At 73.6% G+C, this 17,045-nt stretch carries 16 protein-coding genes; 5 read left to right on the plus strand and 11 right to left on the minus strand.

Going from position 1 to position 17,045, the window contains the following annotated elements; translation table 11 throughout:
* Positions 1-153: 153 nt before the first annotated feature.
* Complete coding sequence (locus tag Q8R60_08930) at positions 154-648, minus strand: hypothetical protein (GenBank protein MDP3712592.1); 495 nt, start codon at positions 646-648, stop codon at positions 154-156.
* Between the two features lie 63 nt (positions 649-711).
* On the opposite strand from Q8R60_08930, the gene Q8R60_08935 reads away from it, so the two are divergent.
* Positions 712-1,095, plus strand: a complete 384-nt coding sequence (locus Q8R60_08935) for a hypothetical protein (protein ID MDP3712593.1) — start codon at positions 712-714, stop codon at positions 1,093-1,095.
* Positions 1,096-1,118: 23 nt separating this feature from the next.
* Here the strand turns inward: Q8R60_08935 and rpoD are convergent, their stop codons facing one another.
* From rpoD to Q8R60_08975, 8 genes are all read right to left on the minus strand, one after another.
* Positions 1,119-2,363: an RNA polymerase sigma factor RpoD gene (rpoD, locus tag Q8R60_08940; protein MDP3712594.1), complete on the minus strand. Its 1,245-nt coding sequence runs from the start codon at positions 2,361-2,363 to the stop codon at positions 1,119-1,121.
* On the minus strand, positions 2,360-4,204 hold the full coding sequence (gene dnaG / locus Q8R60_08945) for a DNA primase (protein MDP3712595.1): 1,845 nt from the start codon (positions 4,202-4,204) through the stop codon (positions 2,360-2,362). Before dnaG ends, rpoD begins: the two co-directional genes overlap by 4 nt.
* Before the next feature lie 73 nt (positions 4,205-4,277).
* Positions 4,278-5,501: a deoxyguanosinetriphosphate triphosphohydrolase gene (locus Q8R60_08950; protein MDP3712596.1), complete on the minus strand. Its 1,224-nt coding sequence runs from the start codon at positions 5,499-5,501 to the stop codon at positions 4,278-4,280.
* A 10-nt stretch (positions 5,502-5,511) separates the two neighbouring features.
* Positions 5,512-6,513, minus strand: coding sequence for a ribosome small subunit-dependent GTPase A (gene rsgA / locus Q8R60_08955; GenBank protein ID MDP3712597.1), 1,002 nt, complete (start codon positions 6,511-6,513; stop codon positions 5,512-5,514).
* Positions 6,514-6,686: 173 nt separating this feature from the next.
* On the minus strand, positions 6,687-7,307 hold the full coding sequence (locus Q8R60_08960; protein ID MDP3712598.1) for a YdcF family protein: 621 nt from the start codon (positions 7,305-7,307) through the stop codon (positions 6,687-6,689).
* Complete coding sequence (ppdK, locus tag Q8R60_08965; GenBank protein MDP3712599.1) at positions 7,307-9,970, minus strand: pyruvate, phosphate dikinase; 2,664 nt, start codon at positions 9,968-9,970, stop codon at positions 7,307-7,309. The genes Q8R60_08960 and ppdK overlap by 1 nt, the downstream gene beginning before the upstream one ends.
* Positions 9,971-10,062: 92 nt before the next feature.
* The gene (locus tag Q8R60_08970) at positions 10,063-10,869 is read right to left on the minus strand and encodes a lysylphosphatidylglycerol synthase domain-containing protein (protein MDP3712600.1); all 807 of its coding nucleotides are present in this window, start codon (positions 10,867-10,869) and stop codon (positions 10,063-10,065) included.
* 89 nt (positions 10,870-10,958) lie between these two features.
* Positions 10,959-12,302 (minus strand): glycine--tRNA ligase, encoded by a 1,344-nt coding sequence (locus tag Q8R60_08975; GenBank protein MDP3712601.1) that lies wholly within the window; start codon positions 12,300-12,302, stop codon positions 10,959-10,961.
* A gap of 101 nt (positions 12,303-12,403) precedes the next feature.
* Here Q8R60_08975 and Q8R60_08980 point away from each other — a divergent pair, with 101 nt between their 5' ends.
* The 3 genes from Q8R60_08980 (at position 12,404) to Q8R60_08990 (ending at position 15,904) form a co-directional block, all read left to right on the plus strand.
* A complete protein-coding gene (locus Q8R60_08980) occupies positions 12,404-12,868 on the plus strand; it encodes a peroxiredoxin (protein MDP3712602.1) in 465 nt (154 codons plus the stop codon).
* Positions 12,869-12,976: 108 nt separating this feature from the next.
* Positions 12,977-13,603, plus strand: a complete 627-nt coding sequence (locus Q8R60_08985; protein ID MDP3712603.1) for a peptidoglycan-binding protein — start codon at positions 12,977-12,979, stop codon at positions 13,601-13,603.
* Between the two features lie 3 nt (positions 13,604-13,606).
* Positions 13,607-15,904 (plus strand): hypothetical protein, encoded by a 2,298-nt coding sequence (locus Q8R60_08990; GenBank protein ID MDP3712604.1) that lies wholly within the window; start codon positions 13,607-13,609, stop codon positions 15,902-15,904.
* Here the strand turns inward: Q8R60_08990 and Q8R60_08995 are convergent.
* Together Q8R60_08995 and Q8R60_09000 are read right to left on the minus strand one after the other, a co-directional pair.
* Positions 15,901-16,314 carry a hypothetical protein gene (locus tag Q8R60_08995; protein MDP3712605.1) on the minus strand — a complete coding sequence of 138 codons (414 nt, stop codon included), beginning with the start codon at positions 16,312-16,314 and terminating at the stop codon, positions 15,901-15,903. The two genes, Q8R60_08990 and Q8R60_08995, sit on opposite strands and share 4 nt — an antisense overlap.
* The gene (locus tag Q8R60_09000) at positions 16,311-16,694 is read right to left on the minus strand and encodes an antibiotic biosynthesis monooxygenase (protein MDP3712606.1); all 384 of its coding nucleotides are present in this window, start codon (positions 16,692-16,694) and stop codon (positions 16,311-16,313) included. Before Q8R60_09000 ends, Q8R60_08995 begins: the two co-directional genes overlap by 4 nt.
* Before the next feature lie 19 nt (positions 16,695-16,713).
* On the opposite strand from Q8R60_09000, the gene Q8R60_09005 reads away from it, so the two are divergent.
* The gene (locus Q8R60_09005; GenBank protein MDP3712607.1) at positions 16,714-17,034 is read left to right on the plus strand and encodes a hypothetical protein; all 321 of its coding nucleotides are present in this window, start codon (positions 16,714-16,716) and stop codon (positions 17,032-17,034) included.
* Positions 17,035-17,045 lie beyond the last annotated feature (11 nt).

A 17,045-nucleotide genomic window follows, 5' to 3' on the forward strand; every position in this document is an offset into this window, starting at 1 on the left:
CGCGGCGGCGGAAGACCCGCAGCATCGTCGACCCACACCTCCAAGCGGTTCTCGTCCGTGGATCCGACGTCGTGGTCCACGGCGACCGAGGCGTACTCCAGCCGGACCTTCGCCGCAACGGCACACACACGCCTTCGGGCACGAACGCGAGCACTACCCGATGGTGCGGCGGGCAGCCTCGAGGACGTCCTGGGCCTGCGCCCGGATGCCCGGGTCGGTCGGGTCGGTGCCCACATCGAAGACGAGCTGCCAGTCGAACACCTCGCGGTCGGGGTTGCGCCGGCCGACCACCCGCACTCCTCCCGACGGCTGGAGCGTGGCGTGGCTCGACCACGCCACGCTGCCCGTGACGCGGGTGCGCACCACCTCGGGCAGGTCGCGGGGATCGTCCAGAACCACGGCGTACGACGGACCGGCGCCGCTCTGCACAGCCGGGCCGTCGGCGAGGACGAGGACCGTCAGCCGGGGCCGGTCCCACGAGGCCTTCTCGACCGCGTGCCAGGAGATGCGGTCCCGTCCCGGGAGCACGAGGCCCTGTGTGGTGGCCACGACCGGGAAGCCCTCCGGGGTGAGCGCCCAGCTGGCGAGCCGGTCGCCCGGGGGCACGGCGGCGCGGACGCTGTCGGGGGCACGTCGACGTCTGAGCACGCTGCCGAGCCTAGGCGTGCCGCGTGTCGCCAGTCGCGCCGCTGGGCTCTCTACGCTGAGCGCATGCGCCCGCTGCCGATCGTCCTCGCCCTCACCGCCGGCCTCGTGCTCACCGGCTGCTCCGACGCCATCGACACGGCCACCAAGGTCAAGGACTGCGCAACGCTCGCCACCGACCTCGCCTCCTCGGGGCTCAACCGGGTGCCGACCCAGGCCGAGGCGGAGGCCACCGCCAAGAAGCTGCAGGACCGCGTCGAGTCGCTGGACTCCCAGGAGGTCAAGGACGCCGCCTCCGACTTGTCGAGCAAGCTCGAGGCGCTGCGGGCCGCGGCCGCGAGCAAGGACGCCGCGGCGGTCCAGCGGGCCGTCGAGGACGCCCGCGACTCCGCCCGCGCGGCCGCCGAGACCTGCGGCATCCCCGTCAGCCAGCTCGTCCCGGGTCTCTAGCCCCGCCCTGGGCGGCTCGCGGGCTACTCGAGGTAGTCGCGGAGCTTCTGCGACCGTGAGGGGTGGCGGAGCTTCGACAGCGTCTTGGACTCGATCTGGCGGATCCGCTCGCGGGTGACGCCGAACTCGCGCCCCACCTCCTCGAGGGTGCGCGGCGTGCCGTCGTCGAGGCCGAACCGCAGCCCGATGACCTTCTGCTCCCGCTCGGTGAGGGTGTGCAGCACCGTCGCGAGCTGCTCCTGCAGCAGCAGGAACGACGCCGCGTCGACGGGGATGACGGCGTCGCTGTCCTCGATGAAGTCACCGAGGTGGCTGTCGTCCTCCATGCCGATGGGCGTGTCGAGCGACACCGGCTCCTGCGCGAGCTTCTGGATCTCGACGACCTTGTCGGGCGTGAGGTCGAGCTCGGCGGCCAGCTCCTCGGGAGTCGGGTCGCGCCCGAGCTGCTGCAGCATGCTGCGCTGGGTGCGGAGCAGCTTGTTGATGGTCTCGACCATGTGGACCGGGATGCGGATCGTGCGGGCCTGGTCGGCGATCGCGCGGGTGATCGCCTGGCGGATCCACCAGGTCGCGTAGGTCGAGAACTTGAAGCCCTTGGTGTAGTCGAACTTCTCAACAGCGCGGATCAGGCCGAGGTTGCCCTCCTGGATCAGGTCGAGGAAGAGCATGCCGCGACCGACGTAGCGCTTGGCGATCGACACGACCAGCCGCAGGTTGGCCTCGACGAGCTGCCGCTTGGCCGCGACCCCGTCGAGCTCGACGGCCTGCAGGTCACGCACCAGCGCGGCGGGCAGGTCGGTGTCGAGGACGAGCTTCTCCGACGCGAACAGCCCGGCCTCGATGCGCTTGGCGAGGTCGACCTCCATGTCGGCGGTGAGCAGCGCGACCTTGCCGATCTCCTTGAGGTACATCCGGACCGGGTCGCTCGTCGAGGAGGTGCGCAGCGCCTCCTCCTCGTCCTTGCGCAGCCGCTCCTCGCGGACCTCCTCGTCGTCGACGGCACCGGGGTCGAGGACCTCGATGCCGGCGTCGGAGATCGCGGCGAGCACCGGCTCCAGCGCCTCCGGGCTCAGCTCGGTGACGGCCAGCGCCTCGGCGACCTCATCGGCGAGCAGCGACCCGCTCTCGCGACCGCGGGCGAGCAGCTCGACCACCACGGGGTGCTCGGTGGCGGGTCCGTCGTGGACGGGCGGCCCGGCATCCGGCACGGCGTCCGGCACGGCGTCGTCCTGCTCCTGCAGGGCGGGCTCCGTGCCGGGGACGGTCACAGCGCGCCGAGCCCCCGCTCGCGCAGCGCCCGCGCGGTCGACTCCAGCTGGATGAGCTCGGCCCACACGCGGTGGTAGCGCTCCGGCTCCTCGACGGGGTTCATCCGCTGCAGCGCCGGCTTGAGCTCGGTGATCCGCCGCACGACCGCCAGCTCCTGCAGCCGGCCCAGCACCGCGGTGGCGTAGCGCTCGTCGGGGTCCCCGTCGCAGATCAGCGCCTCGACCGCGAGCGAGGTCACGAGCTGGCGGACGGCGTCGTCGGAGCAGGCCTCGAGGACCCGGGAGACCCACGCCTCACCGGGTACGCCGGACGCCGCTCCGCCGGCCTTCGCGACCGCGGCCTGCACCTCCCTCAGCCCACCGTCGGTGAAGGCCTCGTCGGCGAGGCCGTCGAACTCCGGGGACACCAGCACCGGGGCCTGCACGACGAGCTTGGCGGCTTCGCGCTCCAGCCGCGCGGTGGTCTGGTCGACGGTCTGCGCCGCCGGCCGCCGCTGCGCGGGGGTCCGCGGGTCACCCGCGAGCTCCGACACCCGACCGGCGACGAGCTCGACCTCCATGCCGAGCCAGCCGGCGAGGCGGCGGGCGTACTCCGGGCGCAGCGCGCGGTCCTTGACCTTCGCGACCAGCGGCGCCGCGACGCCGAGCGCCTGCACCCGGCCCTCCGCGGACTCGAGGTCGTAGCGGGCCAACGCGGCCTTGACGGCGAACTCCACGAGCGGCACCCGCGAGGACACCAGGTCGCGGACGGCCTCGTCACCGCGGGCCAGCCGCAGCTCGCACGGGTCCATGCCACCAGGGCTCACCGCGATGAAGGTCTGGGTGACGAACTTCTGGTCGTCACCGAAGGCCTTCAGCGCCGCCTTCTGCCCGGCCGCGTCGCCGTCGAAGAGGAAGATGACCTCGCCCTGCAGCTCGCCGGAGTCCATGAGCAGCCGACGCAAGACCCCGATGTGGTCGGCCCCGAAGGCGGTGCCGCAGGTCGCGACCGCGGTGGGCACGCCCGCGAGGTGGGCGGCCATGACGTCGGTGTAGCCCTCGACGACGACGGCCTGCCGGCGCTTGGCGATCTCCTTCTTGGCGAGGTCGACGCCGTAGAGCACCGAGGACTTCTTGTAGAGCGGGGTCTCGGAGGTGTTGAGGTACTTCGGGCCGTTGTCGTCCTCGCGCAGCTTGCGCGCGCCGAAGCCGATGACGTCACCGGTGATGTCGCGGATCGGCCACAGCAGCCGGCCGCGGAACTTGTCGATCGGCCCGCGCTGCCCCTGCGACGCGAGCCCACCGAGGACGAGCTCCTCGGTGGTGAAGCCGCGCCCACGCAGGTGACCGACCAGGACGTCCCAGCCGGTCGGGGCGTAGCCGACGCCGTAGGCCTCGGCCGCGGCCTGGTCGAAGCCGCGCTCGGCGAGGAACTGCCGCCCGATGACGGCCTCGGCGGAGCCGAGCTGCTCGGCGAAGAACTCCGCGGCCGCGCGGTGCGCCGCGACCAGCCGGGTGCGCTGGCCGGTCTGCCGGCCGGCCGCCGACGAGCCCTCCTCGTAGTGCAGCTCGACACCGAACTTGCGGGCCAGCCACTCGACGGCCTCGGGGAAGGACAGCTGCTCGGTCTTCTGGACGTACTTGATCGTGTCGCCCGACTCCGAGCAGCCGAAGCACATGTAGAAGCCGAGCGCGGGGTTGACGTTGAACGACGGCGACTTCTCGTCGTGAAAGGGGCACAGGCCCTTGAGCCGGCCACCGCCCGCGGGGCGCAGCGCGACGCCGCTCTCGGCGACGACGTCCTCGAGCCGGGCCCGCTCGCGCACGGCGACGACGTCGACGTCGCGGATGCGGCCGGCCACAGCTCCTCCTCACTCCCCGCGAGCGGGGAGACCTGTCGGGCGTGCTGGGGGGAAGGACCCGGCTCGTCCCACTCTAGTGCGCTGAGCCGGTCCCCGCGGGGGTCCCGAGCTGGCTGTGCAGGAGCAGCGCGGCGGCGTCGGTGAGGCCCGCGACCTGGTCGACGACCACCCGCAGCCGGGCGGCGTCGTCGGCCGCCTCAGCCCACTCCTCGGCGTACGCCGGGGCAAGGCCGTCGGGCGCCGTCTCGACGACCCGGGCGACCAGCTCGGAGACGACCTCGCGCTCACGGGCCTGCAGGGCGACCGCACCCGGGCGGCCCATGACGTAGCGCGCCGCCACCGCCTTGAGCAGCGCGCACTGCATCCGCTCCTCGCGCGGCACGACGAGCTCGGCGGCGTAGCGCGACAGCGGGCCGTCGCCGTGGACCTCGCGGGTCGCCATCTCGGCCGCGCTGCAGAAGCGGCCGATCAGCGTGCTGGTGGCGTTCTTCATCACGGCCTGGTCGCGGGCGGTCCCGTCGTGGGAGCGCGGCCACCAGGGCTCGGCGACGAGCCGCCCGAAGACCTCCTCGAGGTCGGCGGCGCTCTCGTCGGAGAAGACCTCGGCGGCGAGGACCGCGACCTCGCGCCACTCCCCCGCGCACAGCTGCGCGAGGTCGACGTGACCGGCGACGACGCCGTCCTCGAGGTCGTGCACGGAGTAGGCGACGTCGTCGGCCCAGTCCATGACGTGCGACTCGATCGGGCGGCGGGTGTCGGTGCGGCCGGCGCGCACCCAGTCGAAGACCGCGCGGTCGTCGTCGTACACCCCGAACTTGCGTCGGCCCTCCTGCCTGGGCCAGGGGTACTTCGTCGCCGCGTCGAGCGTCGCGCGGGTGAGGTTGAGGCCGGCGCCCTCGACCTTGACCTCGAGGCGGGTCAGCAGCCGCAGCGACTGGGCGTTGCCCTCGAAGCCGCCGGCGGGCCGGGCGGCCTCGTCGAGCGCGGTCTCGCCGTTGTGGCCGAAGGGCGGGTGGCCGAGGTCGTGGGCGAGGCAGGCCGCGTCGACGAGGTCGGGGTCGCAGCCGAGGGCCGCGCCGAGCTCGCGACCGACCTGCGCGCACTCCAGCGAGTGGGTGAGCCTGGTGCGCGGCACCATCGCCTGCGCGCCCGCCGGCTCGACGACCTGGGTCTTGCCGGCGAGGCGGCGCAGCGCCCCGCTGTGCAGGACGCGTGCGCGGTCGCGCTGGAACGCGGTGCGGCCGGGGCGCGAGTCGGGCTCGTCGACCCAGCGGGCGAGCGCGCTGTCGTCGTACACCCGGCCAACCCTAGGGGCGACCGCCGCGCTGGCGCTGCTCCCGGCAGATGGCCCGCCACTTCGCCTTCTCCGCGGCCTGCAGTCGGGTGTCGGTGCGGCGCGCCTGGTAGGCCAGCTCGCGCTGCAGCCGGCGCCAGGACTCGAGCCGGTCGGCGGGCAGGTCGCCGGTGTCGATGCTCGCCGTGACCGCGCAGCCCGGCTCGCTCACGTGGCTGCAGTCGGCGAAGCGGCAGCCGCTCGCGAGGTCCTCGACGTCGGAGAAGGCGCGCGCCAGACCCTGCTCGGCGTCGCCGTGCAGGGCGACCCCGCGCAGTCCCGGCGTGTCGATGACGACGGCCCCGCTGGGGAGCACGACGAGCTCGCGGTGCGTGGTGGTGTGCCGGCCCTTGCCGTCGACCTCGCGGATCTCCTGGGTGGCCATGACCTCCGCGCCGGCGAGGGCGTTGACGAGGGTGGACTTGCCGGCGCCCGAGGCACCGAGCAGGACCATCGTGGTCCCGGCGGTGTCGAGGCGCCGCAGCGCACCGAGGTCGCCGGTGGCGGCGCTGACGGCGAGCACCCCGAGCCCGGGGGCGTAGGGCTCGACGGCCCGGACCGCGGCGTCGGGGTCGGCGCAGGCGTCGGCCTTGGTGAGCACGACGACCGGGGTCGCGCCGCTCTCCCAGGCCAGCGCGAGCAGCCGCTCGAGCCGGCGCAGCGGTGGCGGTGAGGTGAGCCCGGCGCACAGCAGCACGACGTCGACGTTGGCGGCGAGCAGCTGGCTGTGGCTGGTGCCGCTGGCGGTGCCGCGGCTGATCAGGCTGGTGCGCGGCTCGAGGCCGATGGGGTGGTCGTCGGCGTCGAGGACGAGCCAGTCCCCGACGGTGACGCCGGTGCTGGCCAGCGCCGGGACACGCCGGATCGCGGGGTCTCCCGGGACGAGGACGTCGTAGGCGCTGCGGTCGACCCGCGCGACGCGGGCCCGGGTCGTCGTACTCGTGCTGGTGCTGGTGTCGCTCGTGTCGCTGAGCACGGCGGTGGCCTTCCGGAGGAGGCGCGGCCCGATCGGTCAGGCGGCGCCCGGGGAGAGGGTGGACGAGGACACGGCAGATGCAGTCATCTCGTGCACACCCCCTCTCACTCGGCTGCTGCCCACGCTAGGGCCGCTGTCCACCGCATTTGCCGCGTCGATCAGCCGGGCGGGGGTCAGACCGCGTCGGGGCCGGCGTCGCTGCTGCGGTGGAACACCCGGTAGTAGAGGTAGGCCGCGGTCTCGCGGACGATGTAGCGCAGCTCGGTGCCGCGGGTCCGCACGGCCGGGCCGCTGCGGGTCGGTGACGTCACGGCGTCGATGTCGAGGTCGGTCGCCATCCGGCGGGCGCGCAGCGAGTGCCACGGGTCGGTGACGAGCACGGCGGTGCGCCACCCGCGGTCGGCGTAGAGGCGGTCGAGGGCCTGCAGGCTCTGCAGCGTGTCGCGCCCCTCGCCCACCGCGACCGTCGTGACGCCCTTGCCCGAGAGGTACGACGCTCCCGCCGCCCCCTCGGTGAAGCGGTCGCCGGGCGCCCCGCCCCCGACGGTCACGACGACGGGCGCGACGCCTGCGTCGTAGAGGTCCTTGGCGTGGTCGAGCCGCGCCTGGAAGACCGCGCTCGGGCGGCCGTCGAACTGCGACGCGCCGAGCACGACGATCGCGTCGCTCACCGGGCGGGAGTCCTGCCGCGCGACCCACCACACCCGGGCGGCGGTCCCTCCGAGCACCACGACGACGGTGAGCAGGACGAGGCCGACGAGCCGGCGGAAGGTCTTGCTGAACAGCAGCAGCACTAGCGGGTGTCGCTGCTCTGCGTGGCGAGCGCCGCGCGCCCGGCCTCCAGCCGGGCCACGGGGACCCGGAAGGGCGAGCAGCTGACGTAGTCGAGTCCGACCTCGTGGAAGAAGTGGATGCTGTCGGGGTCGCCGCCGTGCTCGCCGCAGACGCCGAGGTGCAGGTCGGGCCGGGCCGCGCGGCCCTCCTCGACGGCGATGCGGACCAGCCGACCGACGCCCTCCCTGTCGAGCGACTCGAACGGGCTCACGCCGAAGACGCCGAGGTCGAGGTAGCGGCTGAAGAACGCGGCTTCCACGTCGTCGCGCGAGAAGCCCCACCCCATCTGGGTGAGGTCGTTGGTGCCGAAGGAGAAGAACTCCGCCGCCTCGGCCACCTGACCAGCGGTGAGCGCCGCGCGCGGCACCTCGATCATCGTGCCGATCGGTGCCTCGACACCCACCTCGCGCAGGATCCGCTCGGCCTCCTCACGGACGTGCTCGAGCTCCTGGACGGCGCCGACGAGCGGCACCATCACCTCCGGCCGCGGGTCGAGGCCCTCGGCCCGCAGCGTCTTCGCCGCCTCCGCGAGCGCGCGCACCTGCATCCCGAACAGCCCCGGGATGACCAGGCCGAGCCGGACCCCCCGCAGGCCCAGCATCGGGTTCATCTCGTGCAGCCGACGGACCTCCTCGAGCAGCTTCTGGCGCTTGGGGTCAGCGGGCTGCCCGGTGGCCTCCGCGACGGCGGCCTCGACCGACAGCGTGGTGAGGTCTGGCAGGAACTCGTGCAGCGGCGGGTCGAGCAGGCGCACCGTGACGGGCAGGCCGTCCATGGCGCGCAGGATGCCCTCGAAGTCGCTGCGCTGGAGAGGCAGCAGGGCGGCCAGCGCGGCGGTGCGCTCGTCGTCGGTGTCGGCGAGGACGAGGTCCTCGACGAGCTGGCGGCGCTCGCCGAGGAACATGTGCTCGGTGCGGCACAGCCCGATCCCCTGCGCACCGAAGCGCCGGGCCCGCTCGGCGTCCTCGGGGGTGTCGGCGTTGGCGCGGACCCGCAGCCGGCGGGTCGCGTCGGCGTGACGGGCCAGCCGGTCGACGGCCACGACGAGCTCGTCGTCACCGGTCTCGCCGGTCTCGAAGTAGCGAACCACCGGGCTCTGGCTGACGGGGACCTCACCGAGGAAGACCGCTCCCGTCGTACCGTCGATCGAGAGGACGTCGCCCTCCTTGACCACGCTGCCGTCCTTCAGCGTGATCGTGCGGTGGACGGTGTCGACCTCGAGCTCCTCCGCGCCGCAGACGCAGGTCTTGCCCATGCCGCGGGCGACGACGGCGGCGTGGCTGGTCTTGCCGCCCCGGCTGGTGAGGATGCCCTGGGCGGCGATCATCCCGGCGAGGTCGTCGGGGTTGGTCTCGCGTCGCACGAGCACGACGTCCTCGCCACGCGCGGCCCACGCCACGGCGTCGGTGCTGGAGAAGACGACCTTGCCGACGGCCGCCCCCGGGCTCGCGCCCATGCCCTTCGCGACCGGTCGCGCGTCGTGGTCGCCGAAGGCCGGGAACATCAGCATCGCCAGCTGCGCGCCGGTGACCCGGTCGAGCGCCTCGTCCTCGCTGATCACGCCCTCGTCGACGAGCTGCGTCGCGATCCGGAAGGCCGCCGCGGCGGTGCGCTTGCCGACCCGGGTCTGCAGCATCCACAGCTGCCCGCGCTCGACGGTGAACTCGATGTCGCACAGGTCGCGGTAGTGCTTCTCGAGGGTGGCCATGATGCCCATGAGCCGGTCGTAGGAGGCCTTGTCGAGGGCCTCGAGGTCCTGCAGCGGGACGGTGTTGCGGATGCCGGCGACGACGTCCTCGCCCTGGGCGTTCTGCAGGTAGTCGCCGTAGACGCCCTGCGCGCCGCTGCCGGGGTCGCGCGTGAAGGCGACACCCGTGCCGGAGTCCATGCCGAGGTTGCCGAAGACCATCGTGCAGACGTTGACGGCGGTGCCGAGGTCGGCGGGGATGCGCTCCTGGCGGCGGTAGAGCCGGGCGCGCTCGCCGTTCCAGCTGTCGAAGACCGCCCGGGTGGCGAGGTCCATCTGCACCCGCGGGTCCTGCGGGAAGTCCGCGCCGGTGGCGTCGCGCACGATCGTCTTGAAGGTCGCGACGAGCTCCTGCAGGTCGGTTGCGTCGAGGTCGAGGTCCTGGGTCGTGCCCTTCGCGCGCTTGGCCTGCTCGAGGGCGTGCTCGAAGAGCTCCCCGTCAACGCCGAGCACCGTCTTGCCGAACATCTGGACGAGCCGGCGGTAGCTGTCCCAGGCGAAGCGCGCGTCGCCTTGGGCGGCGAGCCCGACGACGCTCGCGTCGTTGAGGCCGATGTTGAGGACGGTGTCCATCATCCCGGGCATCGAGAACTTCGCGCCGGAGCGGACGCTGACGAGCAGCGGGTCCTCGGGGTCACCGAGCCGCTTGCCGCGCTCGGCCTCGAGGGTCGCGAGGTGCTCGCTCACCTCCGCGGCGAGCTCCGCGGGCACGTCACCGGTCTCGAGGTAGGCGGTGCAGGCCTCGGTGGTGATGACGAACCCGGGCGGAACGGGCAGCCCGAGGGTGGTCATCTCGCACAGGTTCGCGCCCTTGCCGCCGAGGAGGTCCTTCATGTCCCGGCCGCCCTCGGCGAAGTCGTAGACGTACTTGGGCACGTGCGCCTCCCTGGACCCCCGCTGCATGGCCCCCGGAGGCTATCCCTCGGGGCCGCGAGACGATCACCAGGGAAGGCTTATGCCACTGCGCGTCACAGCAGGTGGCGGCGGCGCAGGTGCGCTAGGGACAGGACGCCGGCCAGCACCGGCAGGCCGAGGGCGATGACGCGGTGCAGGCCGACCGCGAGGAGCGCGGCTCCCGCGGGCAGGCCGAGCGCGGTGAGGCCGGCGACCAGGGCGGCCTCGACCGGGCCGATGCCGCCCGGCGACGGCACGGCAGCGCGGGCCGCGGCCGAGCCGACGAGGGCGATCAGCAGCGAACCCGTCGAGAGCGCCCCACCTACCGCGTCGACCGCGCCGTCGAGCACGACCAGCTGGGCGCCGGTCACGCCGACGGCGGCGGCGAGCAGGAGGGCGGCGCGGCGAGGGGCGCGCAGGACGGCGAGGGCGGCCGCACCGGTCCGGCGTACGGCCGTCTCCATCCGACCGCGGCGGTGCGGGCAGCGCAGCGCCAGCGTCGCGAGGACCGCGAGCACGAGCCCGACGAGCAGGGTGACCTGCGAGCCGGGCAGCGCCGGGCTGTCGCCGAGCGAGAGCGCGGCGACAGCGCCGACGAGGGTGGCGGCGACCCCGCTCGCGAGCGCCCGCAGCCCGACGGCGGCGAGCGCCTCCTCACCGGACAGGCCGGTCCGGGCGTGGAGGCGGGCAGCCAGCACCGAACCCCCGAGGCCGGCGGGCGTGACGACGTTGGCGGCGGCCGAGGCGAGAGCGCCGGCGACCGCGACCCGCGGCGCCATCGAGCGCACCCGCGAGGCCGACAGCGCCAGCGCGGAGCAGGTCACCAGGGCGGTGCACCCGAGGAGCGACTGCAGGAGTCCGAGCGGCTCGACCGGTGGCATGTCATCACCTTCGGCAGCCCAGGCGTCCGGCTGCAGACACCCGGACGGGTGTCAGATGACGAGCAGGTGCCTTCTCGGGCGAAAAGCGCCTACAGCGGGCCGAACTGGTCGTGCAGGTAGCGCGGCAGCTGGTCCAGTGATACCCGTTCCTGAGCCATCGAGTCGCGCTCGCGCACGGTGACGGCCTGGTCCTCGAGGGTGTCGAAGTCGACCGTGATGCAGAACGGCGTCCCGATCTCGTCCTGCCGGCGGTAGCGGCGGCCGATCGCGCCGGCGTCGTCGAAGTCGACGTTCCACGACCGCCGCAGGGTCGCGGCGAGGTCGCGGGCCACCGGCGACAGGTCGGCGTTGCGCGAGAGCGGGAGCACCGCGGCCTTGACCGGCGCGAGCCGGCGGTCCAGCCGCAGCACGACGCGCTTGTCGACGCCGCCCTTGGCGTTGGGGGCCTCGTCCTCGGCGTAGGCGTCCAGCAGGAAGGTCAGGGTGCAGCGGTCGACACCCGCGGCCGGCTCGATGACGAAGGGCGTGTAGCGCTCGCCGGTCTCCTGGTCGAAGTAGGACAAGTCGGCACCACTGGCCTTGGAGTGCACGGTGAGGTCGTAGTCGGTGCGGTTGGCGATGCCCTCGAGCTCGCCCCACTCGGTGCCCGTGAAGTCGAACTTGTACTCGATGTCGACGGTGCGCTTGGAGTAGTGCGACAGCTTCTCCGCGGGGTGCTCGAAGAAGCGCAGCCGCTCCGGCGAGATGCCGAGGTCGGTGTACCAGCTCATCCGCTGCTCGAGCCAGTACTCGTGCCAGGTCTCGTCCTCGCCCGGCGGGACGAAGAACTCCATCTCCATCTGCTCGAACTCGCGGGTCCGGAAGATGAAGTTGCCGGGGGTGATCTCGTTGCGGAAGCTCTTGCCGATCTGGCCGATGCCGAACGGCGGCTTCTTGCGCGCGCTCTGCTGCACGTTGAGGTAGTTGATGAAGATGCCCTGCGCGGTCTCGGGGCGCAGGTAGGCCAGGCCGCTCTCGTCCTCCACCGGTCCGAGCGAGGTCTTCAGCAGGCCGTTGAACATCTTCGGCTCGGTCCACGTGCCGCGGTTGCCGCAGTGCGGGCAGGCGAGCTCAGCGAGGGGCTTGCCGGCGCCCTCCTCGAGGTGGTCCTGCCGGTAGCGCTTGTGGCACGAGGTGCACTCGACGAGCGGGTCGACGAAGGCGGTGACGTGACCGCTGGTCTCCCAGACCTCGCGGGCGAGGATGACGCAGGAGTCCAGGCCGACGACGTCGTCGCGCCCCTGCACGACGGCCTTCCACCACTGCCGCTTCACGTTGTTCTTCAGCTCGACGCCGAGCGGGCCGTAGTCCCAGGACGCCCGCAGCCCGCCGTAGATGTCGCTGCTCGGGAAGACCAGGCCGCGTCGCTTGCAGAGGCTGACGATCGTGTCCATGCGGTCTGCGGTCTTGGCGGGCTTGTTCACGAGGTGGGGTCTCCGGTCCGGCTGGCTGTCGGGTGAGCGGTCAGGCTAACGCGTGAGGCAGACTCGAGATCATGGCCCCTGCCCTTGGCTCCCCCGCCCCTGACATCGCCCTCGACGGCTGGTACGACGGCGAGGTCCGCCGCTTCGTCCTGTCGGAGCAGCGCGGCCACCCGGTGGTCCTCGCCTTCTACCCGGGCGACTCGACGCCGGGGTGCACCAAGCAGCTGTGCTCCTACTCCGACGACTGGGACCTGCTGACCTCCACCGGCGCGGTCCTGTGGGGCATCTCGGTGCAGGACGTCGAGAGCAAGAAGCGCTTCGCGGGTAAGCGCGGTCTGAAGATGCCGCTGCTCGCCGACGTCGACCGCGAGGCCCACAAGGCGTACGCCGTGGACCGCGGCCTGGTCACCAAGCGGTCGGTGTTCGTGGTCGACAGCGAGGGCCTGCTGCGCTGGAGCCACGTCTCGACGCTCGGGCTCACTCACCAGAGCACCGCGACGCTCACCTCCGTGCTGGCGGACCTGCAGCCCGTCTGACGGACAGGCTGGTGTGACCTGGGCGCCCGGTTTGCCCGGGGCGCCGGCCCGGGTACCGCCTCGTCCAGACACCGCCCACCACAGGGCGGCCGGACGAGGAGGACCCCGATGACGGACACCCCGATGGGCCTGACGGACGCCGAGCTCGCCGCCGAGGGCGCGACGGCCCTGCCCACCAAGGAGGTCATGTCGCTACTCGACCTCAACGCCGACCTCGACCTCGGCCTCGACGTGGCCGCGCCGATCGACCTCGCCGTCGCGGCCAACGCCAACATCGCCGCGCCCATCGACGCCGCCGCGTCGGCCAACCTGCTCTCGGTCGGCTCGACCGCGCAGTCGCTCACCGACCAGCAGGTCCTCATCGACCAGGGGATCTCCGGTGAGGCGATCGCCAACGCCCCGCAGACCTCCACGCTCGACCAGAGCAACGACACCGTCGAGGCGCCCGCCCCGGTCGCCGAGTCGCCGACCGTCGTCGGCGACGCCCTGTCCGGCGACCTGCTCGACATCAACGTCGACCTCGCGCTCGACGCCGACGTGGCCGCCCCGATCGCCGGGGCGGTCGCCGCCAACGCCAACGTCGCGGCGCCGATCGACGCCGCGGTCAGCGCCAACGTCGGCTCGATCGCGTCGGAGGCCACCGCTGTGTCTCAGCAGACCGCGGTCATCACGCAGGACCTCGACGACGTCACGGCGGAGGCCACCGCCGACCAGGACTCGACGATCGTCCAGTAGCACGTGACCACCCCCACCCGCCCGACCAGCTCGACCCCGGCCCTCGCGCCCGGGGTCGAGCTGCTCGGCGAGCTCGCCGGCTCCGGCTACCGCGACGCGCCCGCCCTCGTGCGCCGCGGCGACGGCCAGACCCTGCAGCTCACCCCGCTGCTCTACGCCCTGCTGTCGCTCGTCGACGGCCGACGCGGCGCGGAGCAGATCGCCGACGCCCTGTCCGCCGAGCTCGACCGCCCCGTGGCGGCAGCGGACGTGACGCATCTGCTCGAGCACAAGCTGGTGCCCCTGGGGGTGCTCGGTGATGCCGACGGCGAGGCGCCGGCAGTGCAGAAGTCCAACCCGCTGCTGGCCCTGCGGCTCAAGGTCGTCGTCAGCGACCCGAAGGCCACCAACCGCATCACCGCTCCCTTCGCGCAGCTGCTGCGACCGTGGGTCGTCGTCCCCGTGCTCGTCGCCTTCGCCCTCACGACCTGGTGGGTGCTGTTCGAGCGCGGGCTCGGTGCGGCCACCCGCGAAGCGCTCTACGAGCCGCACCTGCTGCTCGCGGTCTTCGGCCTCACCGTGCTGTCGGCGGGCTTCCACGAGCTCGGACACGCGGCGGCCTGCCGCTACGGCGGCGCCCAGCCGGGCGCGATGGGGGCCGGGCTCTACCTCGTCTGGCCGGCCTTCTACACCGACGTCGACGACTCCTACCGGCTCAGCCGCTGGGGCCGGCTGCGCGTCGACCTCGCCGGCCTCTACTTCAACTGCGTCTTCGCCGTCGGGATCGCGGGGCTGTGGTGGTTCGTGCGCGAGGACGCGCTGCTGCTCGGCGTCGCGACCCAGCTCGTGCAGATGGTGCGCCAGCTCGCACCGATCATCCGGGCCGACGGCTACCACATCCTCGCCGACCTCACCGGCGTCCCCGACCTGTTCTCCCACCTCGGGCCGACCCTCAAGGCGCTGCTCCCCTGGCGGTGGGGACGCGGCCCGGCCAACCCCCTCAAGCCGTGGGCACGGGTCGTCGTGACGGCCTGGGTGCTCGTCGTCGCGCCGCTGCTGCTCGGCCTGCTCGTCCTCACCGTGCTGCTTCTCCCCCGCCTGCTCGCCACCGCCTGGGACAGCCTCGACAGCCAGGGCGGCTCGCTCGCGTCGGACTTCGCCGATGGCGACGTCGTCGGCGGCCTCGCCCGGCTGCTGTCCCTGCTCGGGCTGGTCCTGCCGGCTGCCGCCGCCGTCTACCTGCTCTCGCGCATCGTGCGTCGGACAGCTGCGAAGGCCCGCACCGCGACCCGCGGCCGTCCCGTGCTGCGGGGCGCGACCCTGACCGCGGCCACCCTGCTGCTCGCCCTCCTCGCCTGGGCCTGGTGGCCCGCCGGGCAGTACGAGCCGGTGCGCACCGACGAGCGCGGCACCCTGCCGTCGCTGGTCTCGAGCGCCCCCGCCGCCGAGCGCCCCGTCACCCTCACCTCGGCCCGCTCCGCCATCGCGCTGGTGCCCCGTGACGCCGACCAGCCGACCCTGCTGCTCGTCCGCCCCGACGGCGGCGGCCCGCTGCAGGCCCTGGTCACGTCCGCCGACGGCGGCCCGGCCCGGGTCTTCCCCTTCCGCATCCCGGAGGAGGCGCTGGAGGGCGACAACCAGGCCGTCGCCCTCGGCACCGAGGACGGCGGTGTGGTCTACGACGTGGCGCTCGCGATGGTGCGCGTCACCGACGGCGCCGACGTGACCCAGACCAACGAAGCGTTCGCGCTCGCCAGCTGCCGCGCCTGCACTACCGTCGCCGTCGCCTTCCAGGTCGTGCTCGTCGTCGGCGGTAGCGACACCGTCGTGCCCGTCAACACCGCGGTGGCCGCCAACTCCCAGTGCGTCGAGTGCCTCACCACGGCGCTCGCGACGCAGCTCGTCGTCACGCTGCGGTCGGTGCCGACCGCCGAGGTGGAGGCGCAGCTGGCCGAGGCCTGGGCGCGGCTCGACGGGGTGGAGGACCGGGGCCTGGGTGTCGACGAGCTCTACGCCGAGGTGCAGGCCGTCCAGGCCGACATCCTCGACATCCTCGTGGCCGGCGGCCTCGTCGACGCCGAGGCCGTCACCACCACGACGGCGACGAGCAGCGCCTCACCGACGACGACGGCCGTCGCGACCTCCTCGGGCACCGCGAGCCCCGCTGCCTCGGCCGACCCGGCTGCGACGAGCTCGGCCCAGCCGACGGCGAGCGACCCGGGCACCGGCTCCTCCAGCCCCGGACCGACCACGCAGCCGACCACCGGCCCGACCGGAGAGCCGACCGCGGGCCCGACAGCCGCACCGAGCCCGACCGGCTAGCCGTCGAGCTTGTAACGCACCTCGAGCTGCTCCGCGCACAGCCGCTGCACCTTGACCGTGCCCTCGACCGGGCCGGTGAAGAAGGCCTCGGCCTCGACCGCCTCCTGGTCGGTGGACTCGATGCGGAAGCCGGCCGCGGTCAGCCGCGCCACGAGGTCGTCACGCAACGCCAGGAAGTCGGTGCCGGGCACCCGCCCGAAGACGATGCGGGTCGCGCCCTGCGACGCCGGGGCGTAGAGGACCTGGTCGGCGAGCGCCGGAAATCCCGTGGGCAGGACCGCGGCGGGGTCAGCCGGCGGCAGCGAGGTGCACGGCACGCCGGGGTCGGCCTGCGGCGTCGTGGCGCCCCCGCCGCAGCCGGCGAGCAGCAGCGCACCAGCGACCAGCCCCCCGAACAGCAGCGCCCTCACAGGTCGCTGACCGCGGGCCCGGAGGCCTCGCCGAGCGAGACCTGGGTGGCGTCCACCGCGCGCCGGCTCGGCTGGACCGTCTCGACGGAGGCACTGTCGTCGGCGACGAGCACCTCGAAGGCGCTCGGCTCGTCGACGGCCTGCGCCAGCAGCGGCGCGGCGTCGACCTTCACGTCGTAGGCCCCGAGGCTGCGGCGGTAGGCCCCGACGCCCTCCCACTCGGTCGAGAGCACCCACGCTGTGGGGTCGTCGGCGGCGCGACCGACCCGACCGCGGACGTAACCCGGCCGCGCGGAGAAGGCCGCGAGGGCCGCGCGGGCCCGCTCGAGGAAGGGACCGGCGTCGTCCTGAGGGACCACGAAGCGGGAGACGACGAGCACGGGTGGAAGGCTAGTGGGCATGCCACCGCCCCGCCGCAGGACCGCCCCGCCCCCCGCGCCCCGGACGGGGCTGCGCGGCGCCGTCGAGCGCCGCAGCAGCGTCGCGCTCGTCTACCTCTCGCAGCGCCCGTCGTGGACCCTGCCACTTGTGACCGGCCTGCTGCTCGTGGCCGGCCTGCTCGCCCCCGCCTCCGTGGGGGTGCCGCTGCTCGTTCTGGTGCTGCTGCTCGTCGGCTGGCTGTCCTACCTGTCCTGGCCCGCCGTGCAGGGCCTCGGGCGCGGCCTGCGGCTCGGGGTGCTCGCGCTGCTGGTGCTGGCGGTCGTGCAGCGGGTCGCCTGACGACAGACCGG

It is taken from the genome of Mycobacteriales bacterium (genome assembly GCA_030697205.1).
Taxonomy (GTDB): Bacteria; Actinomycetota; Actinomycetes; order Mycobacteriales; family SCTD01; genus JAUYQP01.

Coding starts and splice junctions, on each gene's coding strand:
- Q8R60_08935 (MDP3712593.1), top strand. CDS start 712: ATGCGCCCGCTGCCGATCGTCCTCGCCCTCACCGCCGGCCTCGTGCTC.
- Q8R60_08970 (MDP3712600.1), bottom strand. CDS start 10,869: ATGCCACCGGTCGAGCCGCTCGGACTCCTGCAGTCGCTCCTCGGGTGC.
- Q8R60_08975 (MDP3712601.1), bottom strand. CDS start 12,302: ATGGACACGATCGTCAGCCTCTGCAAGCGACGCGGCCTGGTCTTCCCG.
- Q8R60_08980 (MDP3712602.1), top strand. CDS start 12,404: ATGGCCCCTGCCCTTGGCTCCCCCGCCCCTGACATCGCCCTCGACGGC.
- Q8R60_08985 (MDP3712603.1), top strand. CDS start 12,977: ATGACGGACACCCCGATGGGCCTGACGGACGCCGAGCTCGCCGCCGAG.
- Q8R60_09005 (MDP3712607.1), top strand. CDS start 16,714: ATGCCACCGCCCCGCCGCAGGACCGCCCCGCCCCCCGCGCCCCGGACG.